Here is a 25,336-nt window from a genome sequence, read left to right as displayed (position 1 = left end):
CTACATTGGCCCGGTTACCCGTTAGTTACGCTTGTCGTCGTCCAGATCTTCGAACTCGGCATCGACGATATCGTCATCACCATGTGCGGCATCTGCCGCGGCAGGCTCGTCCTCGGCCTCTTCGGACTGCGCCTTGTAGATGGCCTCACCCAGCTTCATCGCTGCTTCGGTGACGTTCTGGATGCCAGACTTGATCTTGTCGGCATTGTTGGTTTCCAGCTCGTCCTTGAGTGCCGCGATCGCCAGTTCGATAGCTTCGATCGTGGTCGGGTCGACCTTGTCGGCATGCTCTTCCATCGACTTTTCGGTCGAGTGGATGAGGCTTTCCGCCTGGTTCTTGGCGTCGACCAGCTCGCGGCGTTCCTTGTCGGCTTCCGCGTTCTCTTCGGCGTCCTTGACCATCTTTTCGATGTCTTCGTCGGACAGACCGCCCGATGCCTGGATTGTGATCTTCTGTTCCTTGCCGGTGCCTTTGTCCTTGGCCGAAACCGAGACAATGCCGTTGGCGTCGATGTCAAAAGTCACCTCGATCTGGGGCATGCCACGCGGTGCGGGCGGGATGTCTTCGAGGTTGAACTGACCGAGGATCTTGTTGTCCGCAGCCATTTCACGCTCGCCCTGGAACACGCGGATGGTCACGGCGTTCTGGTTGTCCTCGGCGGTCGAGAAGACCTGAGACTTTTTCGTCGGGATCGTGGTGTTGCGGTCGATCAGGCGGGTGAACACGCCACCCAGCGTCTCGATGCCCAGCGACAGCGGGGTCACGTCCAGCAGAACCACGTCCTTGACGTCGCCCTGAAGAACACCGGCCTGAATGGCGGCACCCATGGCAACCACTTCGTCCGGGTTCACACCCTTGTGCGGCTCTTTGCCAAAGAACTTCGTGACCTCTTCGATCACTTTCGGCATCCGGGTCATACCACCGACCAGAACAACCTCGTCCACGTCAGCAGCCGACAGACCGGCGTCTTTCAGAGCAGCCTGGCACGGCTTCATCGACTTCTTGATCAGATCACCGACCAGGGATTCCAGCTTGGCACGGGTCAGTTTCATGACCATGTGCAGCGGCTGACCGTTCGAACCCATCGAGATGAACGGCTGGTTGATCTCGGTCTGCGAGGTCGAGCTGAGTTCGATCTTGGCTTTTTCGGCGGCTTCTTTCAGACGCTGCAAGGCCATCTTGTCAGCAGACAGATCGACACCGTGTTCCTTTTTGAACTCATCCGCCAGGTAGTTGACGATGCGCATGTCAAAGTCTTCACCACCCAGGAAGGTGTCGCCGTTGGTCGATTTGACCTCGAACAGGCCGTCGTCAATTTCCAGAATGGTCACGTCGAAGGTACCGCCACCAAGGTCATAGACTGCGATGGTTTGGGTTTCCTGCTTGTCCAGACCATAGGCCAGAGCGGCAGCTGTCGGTTCATTGATGATCCGCAGCACTTCCAGACCGGCGATTTTACCGGCGTCTTTGGTGGCCTGACGCTGTGCGTCGTTGAAGTATGCGGGAACGGTGATGACCGCCTGCGTGACTTCCTCACCCAGATAGCTTTCCGCGGTTTCCTTCATCTTACCCAGAGTGAAGGCCGAAATCTGGCTTGGGGAGTATTTTTCACCGCGGGCCTGAACCCATGCGTCGCCATTGCCACCATCAACGATGGTATAGGGCACCATTTTCTTGTCTTTTTCGACTTCGGCATCATCCACACGACGACCGATCAGGCGCTTGACGCCAAAGATCGTGTTGTCGGGGTTGGTGACCGCCTGACGCTTTGCAGGCTGACCGACCAGTCGCTCATCTTCAGTGAAGGCGACGATCGAGGGCGTGGTCCGCGCCCCTTCGGCGTTTTCGATAACCTTCGGCTGCGAACCGTCCATGATGGCCACGCACGAGTTTGTGGTCCCGAGGTCAATCCCGATTACTTTTCCCATTTTTGCAATCCCTTTCTCTTCAAGGCGATGTCTCGACGACAGGACCCGTTTCGGCATCCCGCCCCCGATCTGATGTGCGCGACAGCACTACCATCGCGCGTCCCGGCGTATATAAGGGCGAGACCTGAGGCCTGCAAGCACCGTAGAACGCAGGTTTTAGGGATTCTGATGCCTTTTTTGGCAAGGAATTGGAAAGGATTGGGGTTTCCGGAATGGCGCGATTGGTTTTGCGGGGGTTCGATATCAGGAAAGGTTATCTTGATCCTGCGGCCCAGTCGCGGGTGATCGCGGATTTGCGCCCGATTCTGAAAGCCGCGCCCCTGTTCCGGCCTGTTACCACCTCGGGCAAGGAGATGTCAGTTCGGATGACCTCGGCAGGCGATCTGGGTTGGGTGACCGACAAGGCGGGGTACCGGTATCAGGATCAGCACCCCAAAGGTGGTGACTGGCCGGAAATCCCCGCCGCCATTCTGGATATCTGGCGCGATCTGGTCAGCACCGAGCGAGCGCCCGATTGCTGTTTGATCAACTACTACGGGGAAGGCGCAAAAATGGGCCTGCACCAGGACAAGGACGAGGCAGATTTTTCATGGCCCGTCCTGTCGGTTTCGCTGGGCGACGATGCCTTGTTTCGGATTGGCAGCACGACGCGCGGCGGCAAGACCGAGTCGATCTGGCTGAGCTCGGGGGATGTGGTCGTCATGGGCGGTCCGGCGCGGCTTGCCTATCACGGTGTGGATCGGATCAGGTTCGGATCCTCGCGCCTGCTGCCCAAAGGCGGGCGCATAAATCTTACGCTGCGGGTGGCGCGTTAGCGGCGCGCATTCCAGCTTTTCGAGACGTGCTGACGGGTAAAGAATTCACCCATAAGACCGATCATCAACAGGGCGATTCCAACCCAGGCCGCGTATTCCCAGCTGGTGTTTCTTGGATAATAGTTGCGGAACACGAACCCGCGGGTCTGGTCGATGATGTGAAACAGCGGGTTCCAGGCAAACATCATCAACAGCCCGCCACCCAATGCGTTCGCAATGAACATCTTGCCGGAAAACACCATGTTCAGACGGCGATATATATTGGTTAGCATCGAAACGGTCGTCGGGGCCCACGGTTTCAACGCCATGAACACAAGCCCCACCGCGCAGCCGGTAAACCAGGCCAGCACCAGCATTGCGAAGGCGCCGCCGGGGTTCTGCACCTCAAGCGGAGCAACCGCGACACTGTAGACGAACAGGATGATGAACATGGCCAGCAGGAACTTATAGAAAGTGCTGAAGGCCGCCGCGAGAATCGTGACCATTACGTTCATCGGCGAATGCAGCATCATCGGGTTATTGGAGGATCCAACCCCGGAAATCGCGCCGATCGATTGTATGTGCAACATGAACGGGAACACACCCGACAGGACATACAGCAGAAATTCGCCCCTGATCCTGGCGACCCCGCCCCGGCCCATCAGCGACATAAGCAGATAGAAGGTGACCATCATCACCAGCAATTGCACAACGTTAAGCAGGATCGCGATCACCGCATTCGGATGCTGCGCGCGCACGTTCCGCACCACCGCGTGGAACACCAGTTCCGCAGTCGTCAGTGCACCGCCCAGCAGCGTTTGATTGCGCTTGTAATAGAACACTTAAAGGGTCTTTCCTGCCTCGTCGTCCCTAACCTGGCATGAATATCTTGCCGTTCGGTAACCGTCGCATCATAAGTCGGTCACGAGTTTGGATCAACAAACCACAGGAACGGAGCATTTTTGTGACCTACGACGCGCTTATTCCCGTCATCCGGCGTCTGGCCCTTGAGGCAGGCGACAGGATCATGGAAATCTATGAGGCAGACGATTTCGACGTCAAAGTCAAATCAGACTCCAGCCCTGTGACCGAAGCGGATGAGGCAGCCGATGCGCTGATTTCAGCCGGGTTGCGTCAGGCCTTCCCCGATATCCTGCTGATCACCGAAGAACAGGCCGCCTCGCATTCCGAAAAGGGGGATACCTTTTTGATTGTCGATCCGCTGGATGGCACCAAGGAATTCATCAACCGCCGTGGCGATTTCACCGTCAACATCGCACTGGTCGAGAACGGAACGCCGACACGGGGCGTGGTCTATGCGCCAGCGCGGGGTCGCATGTTCTATACGCAGCCCGATGGTCAGGCGGTCGAGGAAACGGGCGCGTTTGACAAGGATGCACCCGGCACCCCGACCCCAATATCAGTCTCTAACCCGGACAATTCCGCGCTTTTGGTCGTGGCGTCAAAGTCGCACCGGGATCAGGCCACCGAGGATTACATCAACAAGTATCAGGTCAGGGACAGCAAAAGCGCGGGATCGTCTCTCAAGTTCTGTTTGGTTGCGACGGGCGAGGCGGATCTTTATCCGCGGGTCGGGCGCACGATGGAGTGGGACACGGCGGCAGGGCACGCGGTACTGGCCGGGGCCGGAGGCCAGGTTGTGCGATTTGACGATCACGCGCCGCTTCTCTATGGCAAAGAGGGCTATGCGAACCCGTTTTTTATCGCGTACGCTCCGGGTGTTAAGTTGAAGGAGGCCTGATGTCAGTTCTGATCGCCATCCCCGCCCGCTATGCCTCGACCCGCTATCCGGGCAAGCCATTGGTGCCGCTGACCGGCGCGACCGGCGTTTCGATGACACTGATCGAACGGTCCTGGCGGGCGGCCACTTCTGTCGCGGGCGTGGACCGGGTTGTGGTCGCAACCGATGACGACCGCATCCGCGAGCTGTCCGAAGGCTTTGGCGCCGAGGTGGTGATGACCTCGGAAAACTGCCAGAACGGCACCGAACGCTGTGCTGAGGCGCACAAGGTTCTGGGCAGCGGATATGACATCGTGGTCAACCTTCAGGGCGATGCACCCCTGACACCGCACTGGTTTGTCGAGGACCTGATCACAGGGCTGCGCGCGGCACCCGATGCTGGCGTGGCCACACCCGTCCTGCGTTGCGACGGGGACGCTTTGAACAGCCTGCTGAATGACCGCAAACATGGCCGTGTTGGCGGAACAACCGCCGTGTTCGGGCGCGACAACAGCGCGATGTATTTCTCGAAAGAGGTCGTGCCTTTCACCTCAGAAACCTATGGCGGGGATGAACCCACGCCGGTGTTTCACCACGTCGGCGTCTATGCCTATCGGCCTGATGCGTTGGCGGCCTATCCGGGCTGGCCAACGGGCCCTCTGGAAAAGCTGGAAGGTCTTGAACAGCTCAGGTTCATGGAAAATGGCCGCAAGGTTCTGTGCGTCGAGGTTGACGCCAAGGGCCGTCAGTTCTGGGAGCTGAACAACCCGCAGGACGTGCCCAAGATCGAAGAGATGATGGCCGCGATGGGGCTGGAATAGCCGGTTTTGCCCATGACGCCCCGCGATTTCCATATCTCGATAACAGGCAATCTGGTTCCAAAGGACGCTTCATGAAACCAATCCTCGTGACCGGTGGTGCCGGATATATCGGGTCGCATGCCTGCAAGGCGCTTGCGCAGGTGGGCTATGTTCCCGTGACCTACGACAATCTGGTCACCGGTTGGCAGGATGCGGTGAAATACGGGCCGTTTGAACAGGGCGACCTGTTGGACCGGGCACGTCTGGACGAGGTATTTGCCAAACACAAGCCGGTTGCGGTGATGCATTTTGCGGCGCTCAGCCAAGTGGGCGACGCGATGCGGCAGCCCGGTTTGTACTGGTCGAACAATGTGACCGGATCGCTGACGCTGGTCGAGGCTGCGGTTGCGGCAGGCTGTCTGGATTTCGTGTTCTCGTCCACATGCGCCACCTATGGCGAACATGACAATGTGGTGCTGGACGAGGCCACCGCCCAACACCCGCTGAATGCCTATGGTGCATCAAAGCGCGCGATCGAGGACATCCTGAGGGATTTCGAAGCGGCCCATGGGCTGCGCCATGTCATTTTTCGGTATTTCAACGTTGCTGGTGCCGATCCCGAAGGCGAAGTGGGCGAGTTTCACCGGCCTGAAACCCATCTGATCCCCCTGATGCTGGATGCGATTGATGGCAAGCGCGAGGGTTTGACCGTTTTTGGCACCGATTACGATACGCCGGACGGCACATGTATTCGCGATTATGTCCATGTCTGTGATCTGGTCGACGCACATGTTCTGGGGCTGGGCTGGTTGGAACAGGGTAAAGAAAGCAGTGTTTTCAATCTGGGCACCGGCTCGGGGTTTTCCGTGCTTGAAGTGATCGAGCATTCCAAATCCGTCACCAACCGCCCGGTGCCGTATTCGGTTGGTGCCCGACGGGCGGGCGATTGCACCAAGCTGGTGTCCGGCTCTGTCCGCGCCCAAACCGAACTGGGGTGGAAGCCGAAAAGATCAACGTTAGAGACGATGATTGCGGATGCCTGGCGCTGGCATCAGAACGGCCACTACGAGAAATGAGGCCCCGGTGACGTCCAATACGGTTCAGACACTTCCTGATATCGGTTGGCGACAGGGATACCGGTTGCGCTGGAAACGGCGACGCCTTCTTTGGCGCTCGATGCGCAGCCGCCATCAACTGACCTGCCTGAAAGATCAGACAAGCAGTATACGGGGAAACGACATTCTGGCCTTTACCACCTTGCGCAATGAAATCGCCCGCCTGCCCTGGTTCTTCCACCACTATCGCCAGCTGGGCGTGAGCCATTTTCTGATCGTCGACAACGGCAGCGATGACGGATCGGCTGAATTTCTGCAGGATCAACCGGATGTTTCCCTTTGGCAGACCCGGTCCAGCTATCGCGGATCACGCTTTGGGCTGGACTGGCTCAGCTGGCTACAGATGCGATACGGCCATGGCCATTGGTGCCTGATGGTCGACGCGGATGAGCTGCTGGTTTATGCCCGGCACGACCACCATTCCTTGCATGAGCTCACAGAATGGCTGGACCGGCAGGGGCGGGCCGGGTTTGGCGCATTGATGTTGGATCTGTATCCAAAGGGGCCGTTGGGCGGCCAAACCTATGACCCGGACACGGACCCGACCAAGGTGCTGAACTGGTTTGACGCGGGACCGTATCGCGCACAGCGGCAAAGCCCGATGGGAAACCTGTGGGTTCAGGGCGGCGCACGCGAGCGGGTGTTTTTTGCCCAGATACAGCAACGATCCCCGACGCTGAACAAGATCCCGCTGATGCGCTGGTCGCGGCGATATGCCTATGTAAACTCGTGCCATTCCGCCCTGCCCCGCCGCCTGAACGCAGTGTATGACGGGCCAGCCGGCGACACCCCGTCCGGCGTTCTGCTGCACACGAAATTTCTGCCGGACATTATTGAAAAATCCAAAACTGAAAAGCTGCGCCGCCAGCATTTTCATGACCCGAACCAGTTCGGCGCGTATTACGATCAGATACTCAATCAACCAGACATGTGGACCCCGCAATCGGTGCGCTATGCCGGCTGGTCGCAGTTGCTGGAGCTGGGGCTGATGCGTGACGGCGGCTGGTGTTGAAAACAAATCCAAAGGGATCAACGGCACCTTTACCACTTCCGGGGTTTAAAAAAGTTGCCTCAGAAGAGGTAGAAGTGGCATAAACCGACAATGTCCTGTCGCACCAGCGGTCGCGGCGGGTTCGGGGAAAGCTCGCGTCATAATAAAGGTTGGGCAGTCGCGTGAGCCTGTTTGATTCATACAAGATGAGATTGCGGCGCAAGCGCCGTATTCTGCGCTGCCTCAGACGTCGGCACGAACTTAAGCCCGCCAGCAACAACACGTCTGCCATCCGCCGTGACGATATCCTGTTGATGAGCGTTGTGCGTAACGAGAAAATTCGGCTGCCCTATTTTCTGGAATATTACCGCAAACTGGGCATCGACCATTTTCTGTTCATCGACAATGACAGCAATGACGGCAGTTTCGGGTTCCTGAAAGAGCAAGCCGATGTATCGGTCTGGCGGACGACAACCAGCTACAAACGTGCAAGCTATGGTCTGGACTGGTCCAATTACATTCTGCGCAAATACGCGCATGGACACTGGGTTCTGAGCGTCGACCCGGATGAGTTTTTTATCTACCCCTTTTGCGACACCCGCCCGATCCGCGCCCTGACAGACTGGCTGGACGGAAGTGCCGTACGCAGCTTCGGCACCATGCTGATCGACATGTACCCCGAAGGACCCGTGGATGCCGAAACCTATCGCGAGGGGCAGGATCCCTTTGAGATTGCGCGGTGGTTCGATCCGGGGAATTACACGATCACCAAGAACCCGGATTACAAGAACCTGTGGATTCAGGGGGGCGCGCGGGCGCGTGTGTTCTTTCGCGACAAGCCATCCAAAGCTCCGGCACTGAACAAGATCCCGCTGGTCAAATGGGATCGGCGGTATGTCTATGTCAGCTCGACCCACTCGCTTTTGCCGCGCGGGCTGAATCAGGTGTACGACGAATGGGGTGGGGAAAAGGCCAGCGGTTCGTTGCTTCATGCCAAGCTGATCGACACCCTTGGCGACAAGGCGCGCGAAGAATTGAAACGCGGCCAGCACTATGGCGGTTCGGGTGAATACGAGGCCTATGCCAAACAGCTTGAAGACAAACCCGTATTCTGGTGCGAGTGGTCCGAGGCCTATATCAACTGGCGGCAGCTTGAGATTCTGGGACTGATGTCAAAAGGAAACTGGGCATGAGCGGTCTGGGCATCGTCATGCTGGTTCATACCTCGCTGGACCGGGCCGAACAGGTGGCGCGCCATTGGACCGCTGCCGGATGCCCGGTTGTGATCCATGTGGATCGCAAAGTACCGAGTGAAGAATACGCGCGATGTGTTGCATCCTGTTCGGACAATCCCCGGATCGCATTTTCCGACCGGCATCAATGCGACTGGGGTGGGTGGGGCATCGTTGCCGCCTCACAAACCGCGTCCGAACTGATGCTGGAGCAATTTCCGGAAACGCGCCACGTCTTCCTGTCGTCGGGGGCCTGCCTGCCGCTGCGCCCGGTTCAGGAGTTGATTGACTACCTGGCCGACCGGCCCCGTGTCGATTTCATCGAAAGCGCGACAACATCTGATGTCAGCTGGACAATCGGCGGGTTGGATCATGAACGGTTTACGCTGCGGTTCCCGTTTTCCTGGCGAAAACAGCGCGGATTGTTCGACGCATATGTAAAGCTTCAGCGCGCGGTCGGGTTTCGCCGGAAAATCCCCGACGGTTTGGTCCCGCATATGGGCAGCCAGTGGTGGTGCCTGACCCGTCAAACACTGTCTGCCATTTTGCAGGACCCCAAGCGCAAACAATATGACAGCTACTTCCGCCATGTTTGGATTCCGGATGAAAGCTATTTCCAGACATTGGCGCGGCTGTATTCCACGCATATCGAGAGCCGATCCCTGACCCTGTCCAAGTTCGACTATCAGGGCCGCCCGCACATCTTCTACGACGACCATCTGCAATTGCTGCGGCGGTCAGACTGTTTTGTTGCCCGCAAGATCTGGCCCCGTGCGGAACGGCTGTATCAGGCGTTTCTGACCGATCAGGCAAGTGCGATGAAACCGGCCGAACCCAATCCCGGCAAGATTGACCGGGTGTTTTCCAAGGCGGTCGAGCGGCGGACGCGGGGGCGTGACGGGCTGTACATGCAAAGCCGGTTTCCCCGGCACGGCAGTGAAAACGGCCTTACCTCGTCTCCCTATTCCGTATTTCAGGGCTTTTCCGAACTGTTTGAAGACTTCGAAGATTGGCTGGCCGCGGCCACTGGCACACGCGTGCACGGGCACCTGTTCGGACCCGAGCGTGCGGAATTTGCAAAGGGTGAAACCATCACAAACGGTGCGCTCAGCGATTGTGCTTTGCTGCGGGATTACAATCCAACGGCCTTTCTGTCGAACCTGATCTGGAACACACGGGGCGAGCGCCAGTGTTTCCAGTTCAGCCCCCGCGACACGCAGGACATCAACTGGTTTCTGGCGCGGGACAAGAATGCGCAAATCTCGGTCATCACAGGGGCCTGGGCAATTCCGCTGTTCCGGTCAAACCTGAACTTCTCGGACATCCGGAGCGAGGCCGCGCGTCTGCAACAGATCGAAACCAAACAGCTTGAGGTTTTGACCTCGGTCTGGACCAAGGCGCGGATGCGCAGCTGGTCTCTGGCCGATTTCATTGAAGCGCCGATGGAGCCCTTGCAGGCGATCTTGGATGAGATTGGCGCGCATCAAGCCAGTCACCTGACAGAAGCGCCCACAATGGTCGATCTGTCCGGCTTCGGGAAGTTCCTGCAAAACCTCAAGAATCAGGGTATGCACCCTTACCTGATGGGCGATTTCCCTTCGGACGATGTGTTCGGCCATCAGACGAAACCCTATCGCAAACCCTATCTGGTGCAGTAATTACCCATGCCAGCCAATTTTGATTACTTCGTTGTTCTGGCTGCCATGCGCACAGGGTCGAACCTTCTTGAGGCCAATCTGAACGCGCTGGACGGGGTTTCCTGTCATGGCGAAGCCTTTAACCCGCATTTTGCCGGCAACCTGAAGTCCGATACCCTTCTGGGTCTGTCGCTGGAAGACCGCGATGCAGATCCGATGCGACTGTTGAAGGCAATCCGGTCGGCACCGGGTGGCTTGAACGGTTTTCGGTATTTCCAGGACCACGATCCGCGCATTCTGAAGCCTGTGCTGAATGATCCGCGCTGCGCAAAGATCATTCTAACACGCAATCCGCTGGACAGTTTTCTGTCCCTGAAAATCGCGCGCACCACGCAGCAATGGCTGCTGAAGAACGTGAAGCGTCGCGTCGATGCACAGGTCGCTTTCGACGGGGTTGAGTTTTCTGAGTATCTCGATCAGGTCCACGGCCACCAACACATGTTGCAGCGGCATTTACAGAAGACCGGGCAAACCGCTTTTTTCATCACCTATGACGACCTGGCCGAGTTGGACGTTCTGAACGGTCTGGCCGCATGGCTGGGGGTCGAGGCGCGGCTGAGCAAGCTGGACGATACTCTGAAACCGCAAAACCCGGCACCTGCCGTATCGAAGGTCACCAACCCCGATGAGATGCAAGACGCCCTGTCCAAACTGGACAGGTTCGGATTGCACCAGCCTTCCCGTTTCGAACCAAACCGGGGGGCGGCAGTACCGCAATACATCGCCGCAGCCGGATCAGCATTGATGTATTTGCCCATTCGCGGCGGAATAGAGCCTGTTATTGCGCAATGGATGGCCGACATGGATGGCTGTTCTACGGACGATCTGGTCACAAACCGGAACCGCAAGGAAATCCGCGTCTGGATGCAAGATCACCCCGGACACCGGAAGTTTACCGTGTTGCGCCACCCGTTGGCACGGGCGCATTCGGCGTTTTGCCAGTACATTCTGGATACCGGGCCGGGCAGTTACAAGATGGTCCGCAATTACCTGCGCAACCGCCTTGACCTGCCGATCCCCGGGCAGGTGCGCGACACCAATTACTCGGTCGAACAGCATCGGGATGCGTTTCTGGCGTTCCTCGGGTTCCTGCGCATGAACCTCAACGGTCAGACGCCGATCCGCGTTGACGGGACGTGGTGCAGCCAGTCCCGCACGCTGGATGGTATTGCCAGCTTTTTGATGCCGGACCTGATTCTGCGGGAAGAAGAGCTGACCACGGCTCTGCCGGATCTGGCCCGCTCAACAGGCCACCCCAATCCGCCGGTTCCCGGCCCGTGCGCGCAAGATGTTCCGTTTACGCTGGATCAGATCTATGACGAACAGCTTGAAGCGCTGGCATCCGAGGTCTACCAGCACGACTATGAAACATTCGGGATTGCAGCGTGGGCGCCTGTGCCCCCTAAGGGCGCAGGGTGATCAGCGTCCCTCGGTTGACCATCGCATAGATTTCTTCGATCTCGTCATTCTTGACCGCGATGCATCCCGCGGTCCAATCCGGAGTTTTCTTGGCGCGTTTGAACTCGGATCGTAGATTTGGCTGCCCGTGAATGAAGATGTCCCCACCGGGATCAACTCCCGCAGCCTTAGCCTTGGCGATGTCCTGAGAGTTGGGATACGATATCCCGATAGACAGGTGATACCGGCTGTTGGGGTTGTGCCGATCGATCAGGTAACTTCCTTCGGGCGTGCGGCCGTCTCCGCGTTTGGTTTTTGTGCCCTGCGGCGCAAATCCCAGATCCACATCATATTCCTTGAGGACTTTTTCGTGGTGCAACAAATAAAGTTTGCGCGCGCCCTTGTTGACCACCAGCGAGGTGACCTCGGGCCCATCATAAGTCAGAAAATTTGGTCGGGCTGATGCACAAGCCGATAGGCCCAGCGTTGCTACCGCCCCCAATCCGAATGCTCGACGATCCATGTTTCACTGCCTGCTTTGTTTTTTTGGGGCTTATTATGCCAAAAAACGCGAAAACTGAAATCACTTTTTGATGTTCAAGTTTTCGGTCAGATGCCGCTCGATGCTCTCCAAGCGTTCCAGAACCTCATCACGATACGCATCAGTTTTGACCTCATCCTCTGCATGGTGCGCGTCCTGCATGGAATTTACGATCAGACCCACCAATAGGTTCACCACCGCAAAGGTTGTGACCATAATGAAGGGGACGAAGAACAGCCAGGCATAGGGATAAACCTCCATCACCGGGCGGACGATCCCCATCGACCAGCTTTCAAGCGTCATGATCTGAAACAGTGTATAGGCCGACAGGCCAAGATCGCCGAACCAATCCGGGAAGGTTGCCGAGAACAGCTTGGTCGAGATCACGGCACCGATATAGAACAGAATTGCCATCAGCAGGAAAACACTGGCCATTCCCGGTAGGGCCGAGATGAACCCTTCAACCACCCGGCGCAGTCTTGGCGCAACGGAAATCACGCGCAATACCCGCAGGATTCGCAGGGCTCGCAGAACGGAAAGACCTCCGGCGCTGGGAACAAGCGCAATGCCGACGATCAGGAAATCGAAATTGTTCCAGCCGTTTGTGAAAAACCTGCGTCCGGTCGCGGTCAGCTTCATGGCGATTTCCGCCACAAAGATCGCAAGGCACAGCTTGTCCAGCATCACGATCAGCGGCCCGGCGGCTTCCATCAGGGTCGGCGACGTCTCCATCCCCAAAAGCACTGCGTTAAAGATGATGACAGCCGTTATGAATTGCCCGAATGCAGGCGCTTCGATGATGTTCAGCAGACGCTGTCTGAAACCCATGGGTCGCTTTCTCCTGTCTGATCAAGATGCGGCGTTCAGGGTAAACCGCGCAGCAAGTTCCGTATGTGACGACCATCGAAACTGGTCAACGACCTGCACCCATTCAAGGGTATAGCCAGCGTTAACCAATATTTTTGCATCGCGCGCGAAGGTGACGGGGTTGCACGAGACATAGGCAATCACCGGGCGTCTGGCCTGTACCAGCTCGGCCACCTGTGCCTCGGCACCAGCGCGGGGCGGGTCCAGAACGACTGCGTCAAACGATTTCAGTTCATCCGGCATCAATGGACGACGGAACAGGTCGCGGGCCTCGGTCGTCACGCGTTTCAGACCTTGCGCCCTGCGCCAGCCCTGATCCAGCGCCTGCACCATGTCCGCGGCACCTTCGACCGCGTGAACCTCGGCTTTTTCTGCCAGAGGCAATGAGAATGTGCCGCTGCCCGCAAACAGGTCAACAATCCGTTTCGCACCCCGTGTTGCCTCGGAAACGGCCTGTAATAGAGCCTGTTCTCCGTCCTTGGTCGCCTGAAGGAAGGCACCGGGCGGCGGCGTGACGGCAGCGGCCTCAAAGCGCTGAACCGGAGCGTGGCGCATGGCGATCACTTCACCATCCCAGCTGAGCCGCGCCAGACCGTGATTTTCGGTCGCTTGCGCGAGTGCCGGTTCCAGCGGCCCATCCAAGGGCTTGCCGCCCTTGACGGCCACATCCATCCCGCCTTCGGACAGGGTGAGCGTGACGGCCAAGACGCCCTTGCGGCTGCCGCCCAGAACCGCCAGCGCCTCGGCTACGGGAATGGCGGCGATCAGGGCCGGGTCAAGCAATAGGCAATCCGGGATTTCGGTGATCGTATCCGATGCACGTCCATGGAACCCGGCCAATGTGCCTTTCTTGGTCCGCCTGACGGCAATCGTGGCGCGTCGGCGTGAGTGTTCGGGAGATGTGTGTATCGGACGCATCGGCGCCTCAACCCCCTGCGCGGACAGGGCGTTGCGGACAATGCTCAGCTTCCAGTCGGCGACAAACGCGTCGGAGGCGTGTTGCAGCTGACAGCCACCGCAGGCTTTGTAATGGCGGCACGGGGCTTTCACCCGGACATCAGACGGTACTTCGACGCGGATATCGGTCAGCACCTGATCAACAAGGGTGCCGCTGACAACCTCACCCGGAAGGGTGCGCGGAGCGTAAACGGGCCCATCAGCGATGCCGTCGCCCTGATGGCCGAGCCGGGTGATTGTGTATTTCTGCGTCATGAGGGGCCTGATAGCCGGGCTTTGGGTTCAACAAAACCCTTATTCGGCAGCTTCCGCCTGAATGAAACCACCAGATTGCCGATGCCAGAACCGGGCATAAAGCCCGCCCTGATCCAAAAGATCCTCGTGACTTCCGGTTTCCACGATTTGCCCCTGATCCAGCACGATGATCCGGTCCATCTCGCTGAGCGTCGACAATCTGTGTGCGATGGCCAGAACGGTTTTGCCCTGCATCACCCGATGAAGCGCCGATTGAATCGACGCCTCGACCTCGGAATCAAGGGCCGAGGTTGCTTCGTCCAGAACCAGAATGGGCGCATCTTTGAGAATGGCGCGTGCAAGGGCGATCCGTTGCCTTTGGCCACCGCTGAGCTTTACACCACGCTCGCCCAGATGAGCGTCATAGCCGGTGCGGCCATGGCCGTCCTTGAGGCTCAGGATGAAGTCATGCGCTTCGGCCTTGATTGCTGCTTCGATCAACTCGGCCTCGGACGCGTCCGGGCGACCATAGAGGATGTTTTCGCGGGCAGACCGGTTGAACATCGCCGTTTCCTGCGTGACCATGCCGATCTGGCGGCGCAAACTGTCCTGCGTGACCTGCGACACGTCCTGCCCGTCGATGCAAATAGCACCGTTTTCCCTGTCATAGAGCCGAAGAAGCAGCGAAACGAGCGTTGATTTACCCGCCCCTGAGGCCCCGACAATTCCCAGCTTCTCGCCCGGTTTCACAGTCAGCGTCAGGTCCGTAACACCGCCCACATCCCGGCCGTATGCAAAACTGACATCTTCGAACGTGATGGACCCTTCGGTCACATCAAGATCCTTCGCGCTGCGCGCATCTTCGACCCTGTCCCGTTTGGCCAGCGTCTTCATCCCGTTTTCAATCTCGCCCACATTGGCGTAGAGGCCCATCAGAGTGAAGCTGACCCATCCGGTCATCTGCGAAATCCGGACCGACACCGCACCAGCGGCAACGATGTCACCGGCGGTCGCCGTTCCGAACTGCCATAACCACAGCGTCGCCCCCAGCAGAAGAACAGGCAGAATACCGGCAAGCGCCATCAGGACGAACCGGAAACTGGCCGACAGTTTGCCGAATGCCAGCGATTTTTTCCGCAACTCGACCATTGAATGCCGCGCGGCCTGATCTTCGAAATCCGAGTGTGCAAATAGCTTGACGGTTTTGATGTTGGTGATCGTGTCGACCACCTGCCCCGAAACCATCGCCCGCGCCCCGGCGCGTGCGGCCGAGCGCATGCGAATACGCGGAAGGTACCAGCGCACAAGCAGGAAATAGACCACCAACCAGGCCGCAAAAGGCAGCATCACCAAAGGATGAATAGACCCTAACAAAAGCAAAGAGCCCACCAGCGACGCCAATGCAAACACTATCGCACTGATCGTTTCGGACACGACCGAGGCCATGGCGTTCGACGTTTGCATCTGTTTCTGGGCGATGCGCCCGGCGAAATCATCGTCGAAATAGGTGACAGACTGGCCCAGCGTCCAGCGGTTCAGCTTGGCCAGCACCAAAGGCGTGATGTTGGGCATCACGATATAGTTGTTCGAAATTGAAGACAGCCCAAACAGGATCGGGCGCAGCAGCATGAAGAACACCACCGCCCCAAAGATCATCCACATATTCCCGGCGGTCATGAAATGCTCGGGCCCGCTGGATGTTGCCACATCGATCACACGCCCCAGAATCCATGCTGTTCCAGCCTCCATCGCGCCAGCCAGCGCCGAAAAGAACGCGGCGACAAACAGCATGGGCCAGGCGCCCGAAAGGCTCCAGCGAATGAACGCCCCCAATGTCTGCGGCGGGGGCGTTTCAGTGGTCCTGAACGGATAGATGAGATCGGCAATCTTCATTCAGCGGCCTCCGGGTTCATGAAGCCGCCAGATTGCCGCGCCCAGAACTGCGCGTAAAGGCCACCCTGCGCCAACAGATCAGAATGCGCGCCCTCTTCGACGATGCGGCCCCCGTCCATCACCAGAATGCGATCCATCTGCGCAATGGTGCTGAGCCGGTGGGCGATGGCGATCACGGTTTTGCCCTGCATCATGCCGTAGAGCGTTTCCTGAATTGACGCTTCGACCTCGGAATCCAACGCCGATGTCGCCTCGTCCAGCAAAAGGATTGGTGCGTCTTTCAGGATCACCCGGGCCAGCGTTACCCGCTGCCGCTGACCACCAGACAGCTTTACGCCCCGCTCACCCACATGCGCATCATACCCGGTGCGCCCCTGCGGGTCTTGCAGGTCAAGGATGAACGCGTGCGCTTCGGCCTGTTTGGCTGCGGCAATCATCTGCGCCTCGGTCGCGTCCGGACGACCGTAAAGGATGTTGTCACGCACAGAGCGATGCAGCAACGCACTATCTTGCTGGACCATGCCGATATGGCTGCGCAGACTGTCCTGTGTGACATCCGCTATGTTCTGATCATCAATCAGAATGGCACCGCGTTCGACGTCATAAAACCGCAAAAGCAGCTTTACCAGAGTCGATTTCCCGGCACCCGACCGCCCAATGAGGCCGATCTTTTCGCCGGGCTGAATGGTCAGGTTGATGTGGTCAAGCCCACCGGCCTCGCGCCCGTAATGGTGCGAGAGATCCCGGATCTGAATTTCTCCTCTGGTCAACCGCAGGGGTTTGGCTTCGCGCGCGTCAAGCAGGTCGATGGGTTGCGCGATGGTCTCCATCCCCTCGGCCACGATACCAAGTTGGCGGAAGAAGCTGGTCAGCGCCCACATGATCCATCCGGTCATGGCGTTCAGGCGCAGGGTCAGTGCGGTTGCTGCCGCGACGACACCAACCGAAGCGGAACCCTGCATCCACAAGGCAATTGCCCAGCCCACGACACCCACGATCAGCACCCCGTTCAGGGTGACCAGAACCGCATCCATGATGGTGAAAATCCGCATCTCGATCTGGAATGTCCGGCGGGTTTCCTCGATCGCTTCGCGGGCATAGTCCAGCTCTTGCGGGCCGTGCGCGAACATCTTGACGGAATGAATGTTTGTATAGCTGTCCACGACGCGGCCCGTAACGGTTGACCGCGCATCGGATGCCGCCTTGGACGCCGGCCCGACACGGTGAACCGTCCAGCGCACCAGCATCGCGTAGAACGCAAACCAGATCAGCAGCGGGATCAGCAGACGCGCATCCGCCGCATAAAGCAGGATTGCCGCCCCGATCAGGTAAGCCAGTGAAAAGGAAATCGCGTCAAAGACCTGAAAGATCACCTCACCCGCTGCGGGCGGTGTCTGCATGATCCGGTTGGCAATCCGCCCGGCAAAATCATTCTCGAACCAGCCAACCGACTGACGCAGAACGTGCTTATGGGCGCGCCAGCGGATCAGAGTGCCAAAGTTAGGCAGAATCGTGTTGTTCAGGATCAGTACGTCGACCAGATGCAACAAAGGGCGCAGAAACAGGACAAAGGCCGCGATCAACAGCAGCTCGGTCCCGTGGTTCTGCCACACCTCGGTTGGTGTGCCGCCCAACAGGTCAACGACACGACCCATATAATAGATCAACCCAATCTCGACACCGGCGACGATAATGGAAATCAGCGCAGCCCAGACAAACACCCGATAGAACGGGCGCGAATAGTCCAGCAGAAACGGCCACAGCCGGGTCGGCGGCGCGTCAGCCTCATGATAGGCGACAAAAGGGTCAACAAGGTTTTCGAAATAGCGAAACATGGAGTGTGCTCCGATTGAGCAGAGATAAAGACGTGCGAAGACAGATGGCGCCTGAACACCACCCTTTACGGGGCAAGTGTCCCGGCTTTAGCCGAACCAGATCCCGTAATACATTCGCATTCCTCCATCCATGTGACGGGCGCACCTAACCACAATGGACCAAAGTTGTCATCCCCTTTTGAGACTAAACATTAACTTGCAAGCAAGTCCTCGCGCGACAGCGCAAAACCCGACGCGATCCACCGGCTTTCAAGCTCGGCCAGCTTTTGGCCCAGCGCCGGTCCGGTAAACCCGGGGATCAGGTCTTTGGCTTGTATCGGGAAACGCGCGGCTGCGCCTGCGTGCAGGTCCTGTCTGAAGCTTTCGGACCAGGGCTGTTCAAAAAAAGCGCACCGCAAAAGGGTTTTGTTCAAACCGCCTTCGTCACCATACCGATAGCCCAGTTCAGCCACGCTGGTGGTTGACTGCGCTTCGCTCCGCATTCCGGTCAGGCGTTGCATTTGCGAACGGCTCAGGCGCAGGGTTGCGGCGTCTTCGGGTGTCGCGATGGCCGCCAGACGGCGCACGGGGTTCGGTTCGGCACCTGCCGCATGTTCCAAAGCGACCAGAGGAGCCAGTGACCGGTCATCCGCGCCTGGCAGCAATTGCGCCAATACGCCTGTGCTGCGCATCGTCGCAATGGCCGGGGCCGGATCAGGCGCGCCCAGCAGTTTCAGCAGTTCCGCCCCGACGCGTTCCCGCGACAACGAGGTCAGCCCGTCAAGATTGGCACCAATGGCAGCCAGCGCGTCCGGGTCGAAACCGGCATCCGGGTCGCCATACCATGCGTGAAACCGGAAATAGCGCAGTGACCGCAGATAGTCTTCGCGAATGCGGTCCTCTGCTTCACCGATGAACCGCACCCGCCGGGCCCGAAGGTCGGGAAGCCCGCCAAGCGGGTCTAACACAGTGCCATCGGGCCTTGCATAAAGTGCATTCATGGTAAAATCGCGCCGCGCAGCATCTTCTTCGACGTGATCGGAAAAGGCGATGACAGCGCGGCGACCATCGGTTTCGACGTCACGCCGGAAAGTGGTGATCTCGTGCGGGATACCGGCGCTGACCACTGTAATCGTGCCATGGTCGATACCGGTGGGGATGGCCTTGAGGCCGGCAGCCTGCGCCATCTCGACAACCTGTTCAGGCCGGGCATCAGTGGCAATGTCGATATCCGACACCGGCGCGCCCAGCAGCGCATTGCGCACGCACCCACCCACAAAAAGCGCCTGCGCCCCGGATGAGGTCAGGGCGGCGCATACCTTTTGGGTCGCCGGTTCGCTGACCCAAAGCTCCTCAATCTGCATCATTCATTCACCCGCGCTGCAAGCCCGCGCAATATGCGGGCCGTCGCACCCCATATGTAATAAGGGCCGTACGGAACTGTGTAATATCTGCGTTTTTGTCCGCGCCAACGGCGCGATTCCACCAGATAATTCTTGGGATTCAAGAGATGCGCAAGGGGGGTCGAAAAAACTTCGTCGACTTCGCCGGGTTCCGGAACAGGTTGAAATCCCTTTCGAAGAACGGCCACCACGGGTGTGACCGTGAATGAAGTGACAGTTTCATGCGTCGGCAGGTAACCCAGAATTTCGGGAAGGTCCGCGGGAAGGCCGATCTCTTCCTGTGCTTCGCGCAGGGCCGTTGCCGTGACATCCGCATCCCCTTCGTCCTGTTTGCCACCGGGAAACGCGATCTGACCCGGATGATGCTTGAGGGCCGAGGACCGTTTCGTCAGGATCACCCGAGGGGTGTCATCCGCAAGCGAGATTGCAACCAGAACCCCCGCCGGGCGCAGGCGACGCCCGGGCGGCAGGGAAGTGTCCGGGTTCAGGTCAAAGTCGCTGGACCCGTGACCGGGACGGCGCAGCGCCGTCCGGATCTGTTCAATCGGGTCAAGCACCCTTGCGGTCTTCGGCTTCAAAGCCAACTGTTGACGGATCGAGCACGTAATGTGCGCCGCAGAACTGGCAATCGGCAGTGACCTGACCTTCGGGCGTCGTCATCTTTTCGAGGTCCTTTGCCGAATAGATCGACAGGCTCTGCCGCACCCGGTCTTCGGAGCAGGTGCAGCCAAACTGCACGGACTGCGCATCATAGACCCGTGGCTGTTCTTCGTGGAATAGCCGGACCAACAATTCAGTCGGCGCAATTGAAGGACCGATCAACTCAAGATCCTCGACTGTGTCCAGCAGGATATTGACCCGGCCCCAGTTTTCGCCCTCTTCGCCGTCGACCAGATCGCTGGCGGTCAGAATCTCGCCATTGCCTTCCCCCGAGGCGGCGAATGGCGAGGCTTTGGGCATATGCTGCAACATGATACCACCGGCACGCCAGTGTTCATTCACGCCGGGCTCGGTCGATTTGCCAAAGCTCAGTGAGAACCGGGTTGGCAGCTGTTCGGACTGCGCAAAATAGGCCTCGGCGCAGGCGCTGAGAGAGGCCCCGGTCAGCGGCGTGATACCCTGATAGGGCTGCGTGCCTTTGCCCTGATCTATCATGATGGCAAAGTACCCCTCGCCCACTTGGTCGAAGGGTGCTGAATTGGTTAGACGTTCACGGTCAAAGCTGGCATAGGCCCGGATCTGCGCAGGGTGGCCTTCGGTCTTGGGTGCGTAATAGTCGGTCGCAATCATGCGCACCGGCCCCTTGGACTGCACCTGCAACGACAGCTTCCAGCGCAGCGCAACCGTCTGCCCGATCAATGCGGTCAGCAGGGCCATCTCGGCCACCAGCGCCTCGACCTGTTCGGGGTAGTCATGCTGCTTCAGGATGCCATCCAGCACACCATCCAGACGAGCCACACGGCCACGCATATCCGATACATCGAGTTGAAAGGGCAGGACGGTATCGTCCCACGCGATTTTCGTTCCAAGAGACATGGGGTTTCCTTACGCGCCACAGGTTGGCATACCGGCACCATATAGGTCGAACAGATTAGGTTTTAAGGGGCCATACATGATCAGGCGGTTCGGTGAAACCCCAGAGCCGGGGCGGAAATACACGCGACGGGTCGGTGTTTACGCACTTTTGCCCCGCAGAAGTCACCTTTTGCTGACCTGCCAGACAGAACCCGGACCCGACCTGCAATTGCCCGGCGGGGGTATTGATCCGGGCGAATCACCTGTTACCGCCCTGCATCGTGAAGTCTTTGAAGAAACCGGGTGGCTTATTGCTGCACCCCGACGGATTGGCGCCTTTCGACGCTTCACCTATATGCCGGAATACGACCTGTGGGCCGAGAAGGTCTGCCTAATCTATCGCGCCCGCCCCGTACGCCGCATAGGCCCGCCGACCGAGGCGTTTCACGAAGCGTTGTGGATGGAAACCGCCGACGCCGTCGGTTTACTGGGAAATGACGGTGACCGGCATTTTGCCGAAATACACCTCGGCTCGCTTTAAGGTCCGTTATATTCAAAGAAGACGGCCGAGACGTCGTCTCCGATACCGTCTTTCGGTGACATCACTTGCGTCAAACGCCAGAACAAGTCGTCCAGAAACTCTGACCCGCCCCTTTCCGAGATGCTCTGTTGGGCCATCTGACGCAAACCGTCTTCGTCCAACAAACCGCCACCAGCCAGTTGGCATTCGGTAAACCCGTCCGAGTACAAAAGCAGCTTGTCGCCGGGCTGCATCTGCGTTTCGATTTGTCGAAAGCTCGCATCTTCGATCAATCCTATGGGCAAGCCTCCGTCACCAAGAAACTCAGCGCGACCACCCTGCCGCAGCAGCAGGGGATGCGGATGCCCGGCTTGCACCATCTTCAGATGCCCGTTGCGCAGGTCGACGATGGCGTAGACCATCGTAAAATACTCTTCGATACCTTCATCGGCCATCAGCCGGGAATTGAGCGTTTCAGCCACATGTTCTGGTGGCAGAAGTGCGTAAAACTTGTCGAACCTCCGCTCCATCGCGACGTTCTGATCGAAATGCTTGCTGGACAGATATCCCCCCAATCGCGCCGTCATCATGGCCGAGGTGATACCATGCCCGGATACGTCGATGCTGTAGAACCCAAGCCGGTTCACCCCGGGCGAGAACATCCCCACCAGATCACCGCCGATATGACCACAAGGTTTCAGCAACAAACTGACCCGCGATTTGCCGAATGTCCGGGTCAGTTCGGGAACCAGCGATTCCTGAATTTTCCGCGCCTGCATCAGGTCCTTGTCGATCGCGTCATGCGCAAGCCTGAGTTCCTTGAGCGCGGATTCAATCAGGCGGTTTTTCTGGGAGAGCTCGCGCTGCATGTCCAGAATGCGCGCACCAGCTGAAATCCGGGCGCGCAGTTCGTCCGCCTCAAGCGGCTTGATCAGAAAATCGTCGGCCCCGGCATCCAGACCGCGCGCGACCTCCTGCTTTTCGCTTTTGGATGTCAGAAGGATGAAATAGCTGTATTGATCCGTTTCCAAAGCCCGAAAGGCACAGCAGAATTCAAGCCCGCTCATCCCCGGCATGACCCAATCGCTCAGCACAAGATCGGGCGGATTATCGACGCAAAGCGCCAAAGCGGCATGGCCTGTCTCGGCCTCGATCACCTCGAACCCCCATTTCCTGAGCGAGGCCACCAGAATGCGCCGTTGCAGGCGGCTGTCATCCACGACCAGCACCGTGCGGATCGCGCCGAAATCCAGATCAGGTCTGGTTTCCTCAAGACTCGCCCCCGGCACCATTTACCCTTTGCTCTGATGAGTTTCGTCACATTTGACGACCCTATCGCCGACAGATTTAACATCCGGTGAAGAGTGGCAATTGCCGAAGAGTGGCCCCGTTAACCTGCTTTTTACCGGGCGCGTCTATTCAGAACCATGACCATTCATTAGCTGGTGTACATCATGATCCACTGGGCCAGAGTCAGACAATTGCGGGATGAAGTCGGCCCCGAGGAATTCGATGAGGTGGTCGAGATATTTCTGGAAGAAGTGCAGGACGTGATCACCCGCCTGCGCCGCGACACCAACCGGGCCGAACTGGAGCAGAACCTGCATTTCCTGAAAGGCAGCGCATTGAGCCTGGGGTTCGATCAATTCTCGAAACTCTGCCAGGATGGGGAACGGCAGGCCGCAGCAGGGCAAGGGGCCGAGGTTGATCTGCCAGCGCTTTTGGCTGCTTTCGACAGCTCGAAAACCATGTTTGAAGCCGAGCTGAATGAGAACCTGAACTAGATCACGAACTGTGCCAGCGTCTCGTCCTCGGTGATGTCGGTATAGGTGAACCCGGCATCGTCCAGATGGGCAAACAGGCGCATGAAGTTTTCGGGCTTGCGGGTTTCGATCCCGATCAGAACCGAACCGAAATTGCGCGCCGATTTCTTCATGTATTCGAACCGCGCGATATCATCCTCGGGGCCGAGAATATTCAGGAATTCCTTCAGGGCGCCGGGTCGCTGCGGCAGGCGCAGGATGAAGTACTTTTTCACACCGGAATACCGCTGCGCACGTTCCTTGACCTCGGGAAGGCGTTCGAAATCGAAATTGCCGCCGGATGTCAGGCAGACCACGGTCTTTCCGCGCACAAAGCTTTGGATATCACCTACTGCCTCGATCGCCAGCGCCCCCGCAGGTTCCAGCACGATGCCTTCGACATTCAGCATCTCGATCATGGTGGCGCAGATACGATCCTCGGACAGGACCAGAACGTCCGACAGGTGGCGTGATTTCAACAACTCGAACGGCTTTTCACCGATCCGCCCGACCGCCGCGCCATCGACAAAGGTATCCACATAATCCAGCGAAACAGGATGCCCCGCCGCCAGGGCTGCGCGCAGACAGGCCCCTCCGGCCGGTTCGACGAACAGGCAATGGGTGCGGTCCCCGAACCATGTAGCGACACCGGCGGACATGCCGCCTCCACCCACGGGAAGCACAACGTGATCGGGCGCACCGCCCATCTGCCTTTCGATTTCAACCGCCAGCGAGGCTTGCCCTTCGATCACATCGGCATCGTCAAAAGGTGACAGGAAATATCCGCCCTGCTGCGTGCACCATGCCTGAGCGGCAGCAAGTGTGTCATCGAAATAGTCACCGATCAGATGAATCTCGACGTTGTCCCCGCCAAAGATACGCGTTTTCTGGATCTTCTGCTGAGGCGTCGTGACCGGCATGAAGATCACGCCCCGGACCCCCATATGCTGGCACATATAGGCCACGCCCTGCGCGTGGTTGCCCGCACTGGCGCAAACAAACAGCTCCTGCCCTTGCTGCTTGCGCATGGCGTTGAACGCGCCCCTGATCTTGTAGGACCGCACCGGGCTGAGGTCCTCGCGCTTGAGCCAGATGTCAGCCCCATAGCGATCAGACAGATGGGCATTCCGCTGCAACGGCGTTGCCGGAAACACAGAGCGCATCGCCTGTTCGGCGGCGCGGGCGCGGGTCATGAAATCTCTCATGGGCGCCTCACTGCCGCATCACCGCTGAAAGGGCAAGGAATACATATGTGTACGTCGGTTAGCGCAGTTCGCGTTTTTCGACAAACAAACCGTACATAGTCGTTAGAATGCTGACATTGACCATCGGCAGGATCAGCGTCCCGAAAAACACCGACAACAGAACACCCAGGACGGGGATTACCGCAAGCATAGTGAACGCAAGCTGTACCAACAGCTGAAACAAAACCGCCACAATGACCAGCACAATGATGTCAGCGGCTGCACCCACTGTTTGATTCCATGCCTCGCCCAAAGTGATCGGTTCCCCAATTGCCGCAGCCGGTAGAATGATCGACAGGCGGTAAAAGCTGATCAGAAGAAAGACACCATAGACCAGCGAAACAATGACGGACACAGCCACAAAACTTTGCCCCAACGCCACAAAGACAACTGCGATTGGGATATATCCAATGAGTAGGATCAAAACCAACATCAATGCCCGGCCAAGATAGGCAAGTATCCGATCAGTGCGAAAGGGTGGGAAAATACCGCTAGGATATTCCTCAAGTAGGATAAACCGGTGCCACGATACGGCGATCCAGAACATTATAATGGACATGACCACAACCATCAGCAGGATGAATGTAAAAAAGGCGCCAAACGAGAAATCCGGTGGCACATCGCCCGAGCTTTCATCGAAGACGTCCAAGGGGACGCCCAGCACAAAAAACAGACTGACAATCACTGCTGTAGCGATCAACGCGGGTCCGACCGTGATCTGAAGAACTTGAGTGATATTTCCAAAAACCATCCGCAACGAATGCGCGAAAATCTTCCAGCCCAACATCCTGAAACCTGCCCCTTCAACCAATCCTTGTTCTCTATCCGCCCGTTTCACCTCAATTCCCA

At 58.2% G+C, this 25,336-nt stretch carries 23 protein-coding genes; 10 read left to right on the top strand and 13 right to left on the bottom strand.

All coding sequences use genetic code 11. The features are described from left to right. Positions 1–21 precede the first annotated feature (21 nt). On the bottom strand, positions 22–1,929 hold the full coding sequence (dnaK, locus tag ACR0AP_RS11720) for a molecular chaperone DnaK (protein WP_480506882.1): 1,908 nt from the start codon (positions 1,927–1,929) through the stop codon (positions 22–24). Between the two features lie 212 nt (positions 1,930–2,141). Here dnaK and ACR0AP_RS11715 point away from each other — a divergent pair, with 212 nt between their 5' ends. Further along, positions 2,142–2,744: an alpha-ketoglutarate-dependent dioxygenase AlkB family protein gene (locus ACR0AP_RS11715; protein ID WP_480506881.1), complete on the top strand. Its 603-nt coding sequence runs from the start codon at positions 2,142–2,144 to the stop codon at positions 2,742–2,744. Here the strand turns inward: ACR0AP_RS11715 and ACR0AP_RS11710 are convergent. Then, positions 2,741–3,565, bottom strand: a complete 825-nt coding sequence (locus ACR0AP_RS11710) for an ABC transporter permease (protein WP_267364436.1) — start codon at positions 3,563–3,565, stop codon at positions 2,741–2,743. The genes ACR0AP_RS11715 and ACR0AP_RS11710 overlap by 4 nt on opposite strands. Before the next feature lie 122 nt (positions 3,566–3,687). On the opposite strand from ACR0AP_RS11710, the gene cysQ reads away from it, so the two are divergent. The 7 genes from cysQ (at position 3,688) to ACR0AP_RS11675 (ending at position 11,718) form a co-directional block, all read left to right on the top strand. Beyond that, a complete protein-coding gene (cysQ, locus tag ACR0AP_RS11705; protein ID WP_480506880.1) occupies positions 3,688–4,485 on the top strand; it encodes a 3'(2'),5'-bisphosphate nucleotidase CysQ in 798 nt (265 codons plus the stop codon). Further along, positions 4,485–5,285 carry a 3-deoxy-manno-octulosonate cytidylyltransferase family protein gene (locus tag ACR0AP_RS11700; protein ID WP_267364430.1) on the top strand — a complete coding sequence of 267 codons (801 nt, stop codon included), beginning with the start codon at positions 4,485–4,487 and terminating at the stop codon, positions 5,283–5,285. The genes cysQ and ACR0AP_RS11700 overlap by 1 nt, the downstream gene beginning before the upstream one ends. A 71-nt stretch (positions 5,286–5,356) precedes the next feature. Continuing rightward, the gene (gene galE / locus ACR0AP_RS11695; RefSeq protein WP_480506879.1) at positions 5,357–6,340 is read left to right on the top strand and encodes a UDP-glucose 4-epimerase GalE; all 984 of its coding nucleotides are present in this window, start codon (positions 5,357–5,359) and stop codon (positions 6,338–6,340) included. A gap of 7 nt (positions 6,341–6,347) precedes the next feature. Beyond that, a complete protein-coding gene (locus tag ACR0AP_RS11690) occupies positions 6,348–7,391 on the top strand; it encodes a glycosyltransferase family 2 protein (protein ID WP_480506878.1) in 1,044 nt (347 codons plus the stop codon). 185 nt (positions 7,392–7,576) lie between these two features. Beyond that, on the top strand, positions 7,577–8,563 hold the full coding sequence (locus tag ACR0AP_RS11685) for a glycosyltransferase family 2 protein (RefSeq protein WP_480506948.1): 987 nt from the start codon (positions 7,577–7,579) through the stop codon (positions 8,561–8,563). Continuing rightward, positions 8,560–10,260 (top strand): DUF5927 domain-containing protein, encoded by a 1,701-nt coding sequence (locus ACR0AP_RS11680; RefSeq protein WP_480506877.1) that lies wholly within the window; start codon positions 8,560–8,562, stop codon positions 10,258–10,260. The genes ACR0AP_RS11685 and ACR0AP_RS11680 overlap by 4 nt, the downstream gene beginning before the upstream one ends. A 6-nt stretch (positions 10,261–10,266) precedes the next feature. Further along, complete coding sequence (locus ACR0AP_RS11675; RefSeq protein WP_480506876.1) at positions 10,267–11,718, top strand: nodulation protein NodH; 1,452 nt, start codon at positions 10,267–10,269, stop codon at positions 11,716–11,718. Here the strand turns inward: ACR0AP_RS11675 and ACR0AP_RS11670 are convergent. The 8 genes from ACR0AP_RS11670 to hslO all read right to left on the bottom strand — a co-directional run bounded on the left by ACR0AP_RS11670 (position 11,702) and on the right by hslO (position 20,942). After that, positions 11,702–12,220: a L,D-transpeptidase family protein gene (locus ACR0AP_RS11670; protein WP_480486947.1), complete on the bottom strand. Its 519-nt coding sequence runs from the start codon at positions 12,218–12,220 to the stop codon at positions 11,702–11,704. The two genes, ACR0AP_RS11675 and ACR0AP_RS11670, sit on opposite strands and share 17 nt — an antisense overlap. A gap of 60 nt (positions 12,221–12,280) precedes the next feature. Further along, positions 12,281–13,066 carry an ion transporter gene (locus ACR0AP_RS11665; protein WP_480486945.1) on the bottom strand — a complete coding sequence of 262 codons (786 nt, stop codon included), beginning with the start codon at positions 13,064–13,066 and terminating at the stop codon, positions 12,281–12,283. Positions 13,067–13,087: 21 nt separating this feature from the next. Beyond that, positions 13,088–14,317 carry a class I SAM-dependent RNA methyltransferase gene (locus tag ACR0AP_RS11660; protein ID WP_480506875.1) on the bottom strand — a complete coding sequence of 410 codons (1,230 nt, stop codon included), beginning with the start codon at positions 14,315–14,317 and terminating at the stop codon, positions 13,088–13,090. A gap of 39 nt (positions 14,318–14,356) precedes the next feature. Further along, complete coding sequence (locus ACR0AP_RS11655; protein WP_480506874.1) at positions 14,357–16,189, bottom strand: ABC transporter ATP-binding protein; 1,833 nt, start codon at positions 16,187–16,189, stop codon at positions 14,357–14,359. Beyond that, positions 16,186–18,024 carry an ABC transporter ATP-binding protein gene (locus ACR0AP_RS11650; RefSeq protein ID WP_480506873.1) on the bottom strand — a complete coding sequence of 613 codons (1,839 nt, stop codon included), beginning with the start codon at positions 18,022–18,024 and terminating at the stop codon, positions 16,186–16,188. The genes ACR0AP_RS11655 and ACR0AP_RS11650 overlap by 4 nt, the downstream gene beginning before the upstream one ends. A gap of 191 nt (positions 18,025–18,215) precedes the next feature. Next, on the bottom strand, positions 18,216–19,370 hold the full coding sequence (locus tag ACR0AP_RS11645) for a CCA tRNA nucleotidyltransferase (protein ID WP_480506872.1): 1,155 nt from the start codon (positions 19,368–19,370) through the stop codon (positions 18,216–18,218). Further along, positions 19,367–19,963: a CoA pyrophosphatase gene (locus ACR0AP_RS11640; RefSeq protein ID WP_480474374.1), complete on the bottom strand. Its 597-nt coding sequence runs from the start codon at positions 19,961–19,963 to the stop codon at positions 19,367–19,369. The genes ACR0AP_RS11645 and ACR0AP_RS11640 overlap by 4 nt, the downstream gene beginning before the upstream one ends. Beyond that, positions 19,956–20,942 (bottom strand): Hsp33 family molecular chaperone HslO, encoded by a 987-nt coding sequence (gene hslO, locus ACR0AP_RS11635; RefSeq protein ID WP_480506871.1) that lies wholly within the window; start codon positions 20,940–20,942, stop codon positions 19,956–19,958. The genes ACR0AP_RS11640 and hslO overlap by 8 nt, the downstream gene beginning before the upstream one ends. A gap of 76 nt (positions 20,943–21,018) precedes the next feature. Here hslO and ACR0AP_RS11630 point away from each other — a divergent pair, with 76 nt between their 5' ends. Further along, positions 21,019–21,462, top strand: coding sequence for an NUDIX hydrolase (locus tag ACR0AP_RS11630; RefSeq protein WP_480494015.1), 444 nt, complete (start codon positions 21,019–21,021; stop codon positions 21,460–21,462). Here the strand turns inward: ACR0AP_RS11630 and ACR0AP_RS11625 are convergent. Next, the gene (locus tag ACR0AP_RS11625) at positions 21,459–22,733 is read right to left on the bottom strand and encodes a PP2C family protein-serine/threonine phosphatase (RefSeq protein ID WP_480506870.1); all 1,275 of its coding nucleotides are present in this window, start codon (positions 22,731–22,733) and stop codon (positions 21,459–21,461) included. The genes ACR0AP_RS11630 and ACR0AP_RS11625 overlap by 4 nt on opposite strands. A 162-nt stretch (positions 22,734–22,895) precedes the next feature. On the opposite strand from ACR0AP_RS11625, the gene ACR0AP_RS11620 reads away from it, so the two are divergent. Then, a complete protein-coding gene (locus ACR0AP_RS11620) occupies positions 22,896–23,225 on the top strand; it encodes an Hpt domain-containing protein (RefSeq protein ID WP_209506897.1) in 330 nt (109 codons plus the stop codon). Here the strand turns inward: ACR0AP_RS11620 and ilvA are convergent. Both ilvA and ACR0AP_RS11610 read right to left on the bottom strand, forming a co-directional pair. After that, positions 23,222–24,448, bottom strand: coding sequence for a threonine ammonia-lyase IlvA (gene ilvA, locus ACR0AP_RS11615; protein ID WP_480506869.1), 1,227 nt, complete (start codon positions 24,446–24,448; stop codon positions 23,222–23,224). The genes ACR0AP_RS11620 and ilvA overlap by 4 nt on opposite strands. Before the next feature lie 58 nt (positions 24,449–24,506). Further along, positions 24,507–25,274, bottom strand: a complete 768-nt coding sequence (locus tag ACR0AP_RS11610) for a hypothetical protein (RefSeq protein ID WP_480506868.1) — start codon at positions 25,272–25,274, stop codon at positions 24,507–24,509. Positions 25,275–25,336: the final 62 nt, after the last annotated feature.

The sequence above is a fragment of the Ruegeria sp. AF7 genome, from assembly GCF_056541885.1.
This window is presented reverse-complemented; position numbering and strand designations above follow the sequence as displayed.

Coding starts and splice junctions, on each gene's coding strand:
- ACR0AP_RS11645 (WP_480506872.1), bottom strand. CDS start 19,370: ATGATGCAGATTGAGGAGCTTTGGGTCAGCGAACCGGCGACCCAAAAG.
- ACR0AP_RS11650 (WP_480506873.1), bottom strand. CDS start 18,024: ATGTTTCGCTATTTCGAAAACCTTGTTGACCCTTTTGTCGCCTATCAT.
- ACR0AP_RS11715 (WP_480506881.1), top strand. CDS start 2,142: ATGGCGCGATTGGTTTTGCGGGGGTTCGATATCAGGAAAGGTTATCTT.
- ACR0AP_RS11675 (WP_480506876.1), top strand. CDS start 10,267: ATGCCAGCCAATTTTGATTACTTCGTTGTTCTGGCTGCCATGCGCACA.
- ACR0AP_RS11680 (WP_480506877.1), top strand. CDS start 8,560: ATGAGCGGTCTGGGCATCGTCATGCTGGTTCATACCTCGCTGGACCGG.
- ACR0AP_RS11625 (WP_480506870.1), bottom strand. CDS start 22,733: ATGGTGCCGGGGGCGAGTCTTGAGGAAACCAGACCTGATCTGGATTTC.
- hslO (WP_480506871.1), bottom strand. CDS start 20,942: ATGTCTCTTGGAACGAAAATCGCGTGGGACGATACCGTCCTGCCCTTT.
- ACR0AP_RS11630 (WP_480494015.1), top strand. CDS start 21,019: ATGATCAGGCGGTTCGGTGAAACCCCAGAGCCGGGGCGGAAATACACG.
- ACR0AP_RS11620 (WP_209506897.1), top strand. CDS start 22,896: ATGATCCACTGGGCCAGAGTCAGACAATTGCGGGATGAAGTCGGCCCC.
- dnaK (WP_480506882.1), bottom strand. CDS start 1,929: ATGGGAAAAGTAATCGGGATTGACCTCGGGACCACAAACTCGTGCGTG.
- ACR0AP_RS11700 (WP_267364430.1), top strand. CDS start 4,485: ATGTCAGTTCTGATCGCCATCCCCGCCCGCTATGCCTCGACCCGCTAT.
- ACR0AP_RS11610 (WP_480506868.1), bottom strand. CDS start 25,274: ATGTTGGGCTGGAAGATTTTCGCGCATTCGTTGCGGATGGTTTTTGGA.
- ACR0AP_RS11670 (WP_480486947.1), bottom strand. CDS start 12,220: ATGGATCGTCGAGCATTCGGATTGGGGGCGGTAGCAACGCTGGGCCTA.
- ACR0AP_RS11655 (WP_480506874.1), bottom strand. CDS start 16,189: ATGAAGATTGCCGATCTCATCTATCCGTTCAGGACCACTGAAACGCCC.
- ACR0AP_RS11685 (WP_480506948.1), top strand. CDS start 7,577: ATGAGATTGCGGCGCAAGCGCCGTATTCTGCGCTGCCTCAGACGTCGG.
- ACR0AP_RS11665 (WP_480486945.1), bottom strand. CDS start 13,066: ATGGGTTTCAGACAGCGTCTGCTGAACATCATCGAAGCGCCTGCATTC.
- ilvA (WP_480506869.1), bottom strand. CDS start 24,448: ATGAGAGATTTCATGACCCGCGCCCGCGCCGCCGAACAGGCGATGCGC.
- galE (WP_480506879.1), top strand. CDS start 5,357: ATGAAACCAATCCTCGTGACCGGTGGTGCCGGATATATCGGGTCGCAT.
- ACR0AP_RS11660 (WP_480506875.1), bottom strand. CDS start 14,317: ATGACGCAGAAATACACAATCACCCGGCTCGGCCATCAGGGCGACGGC.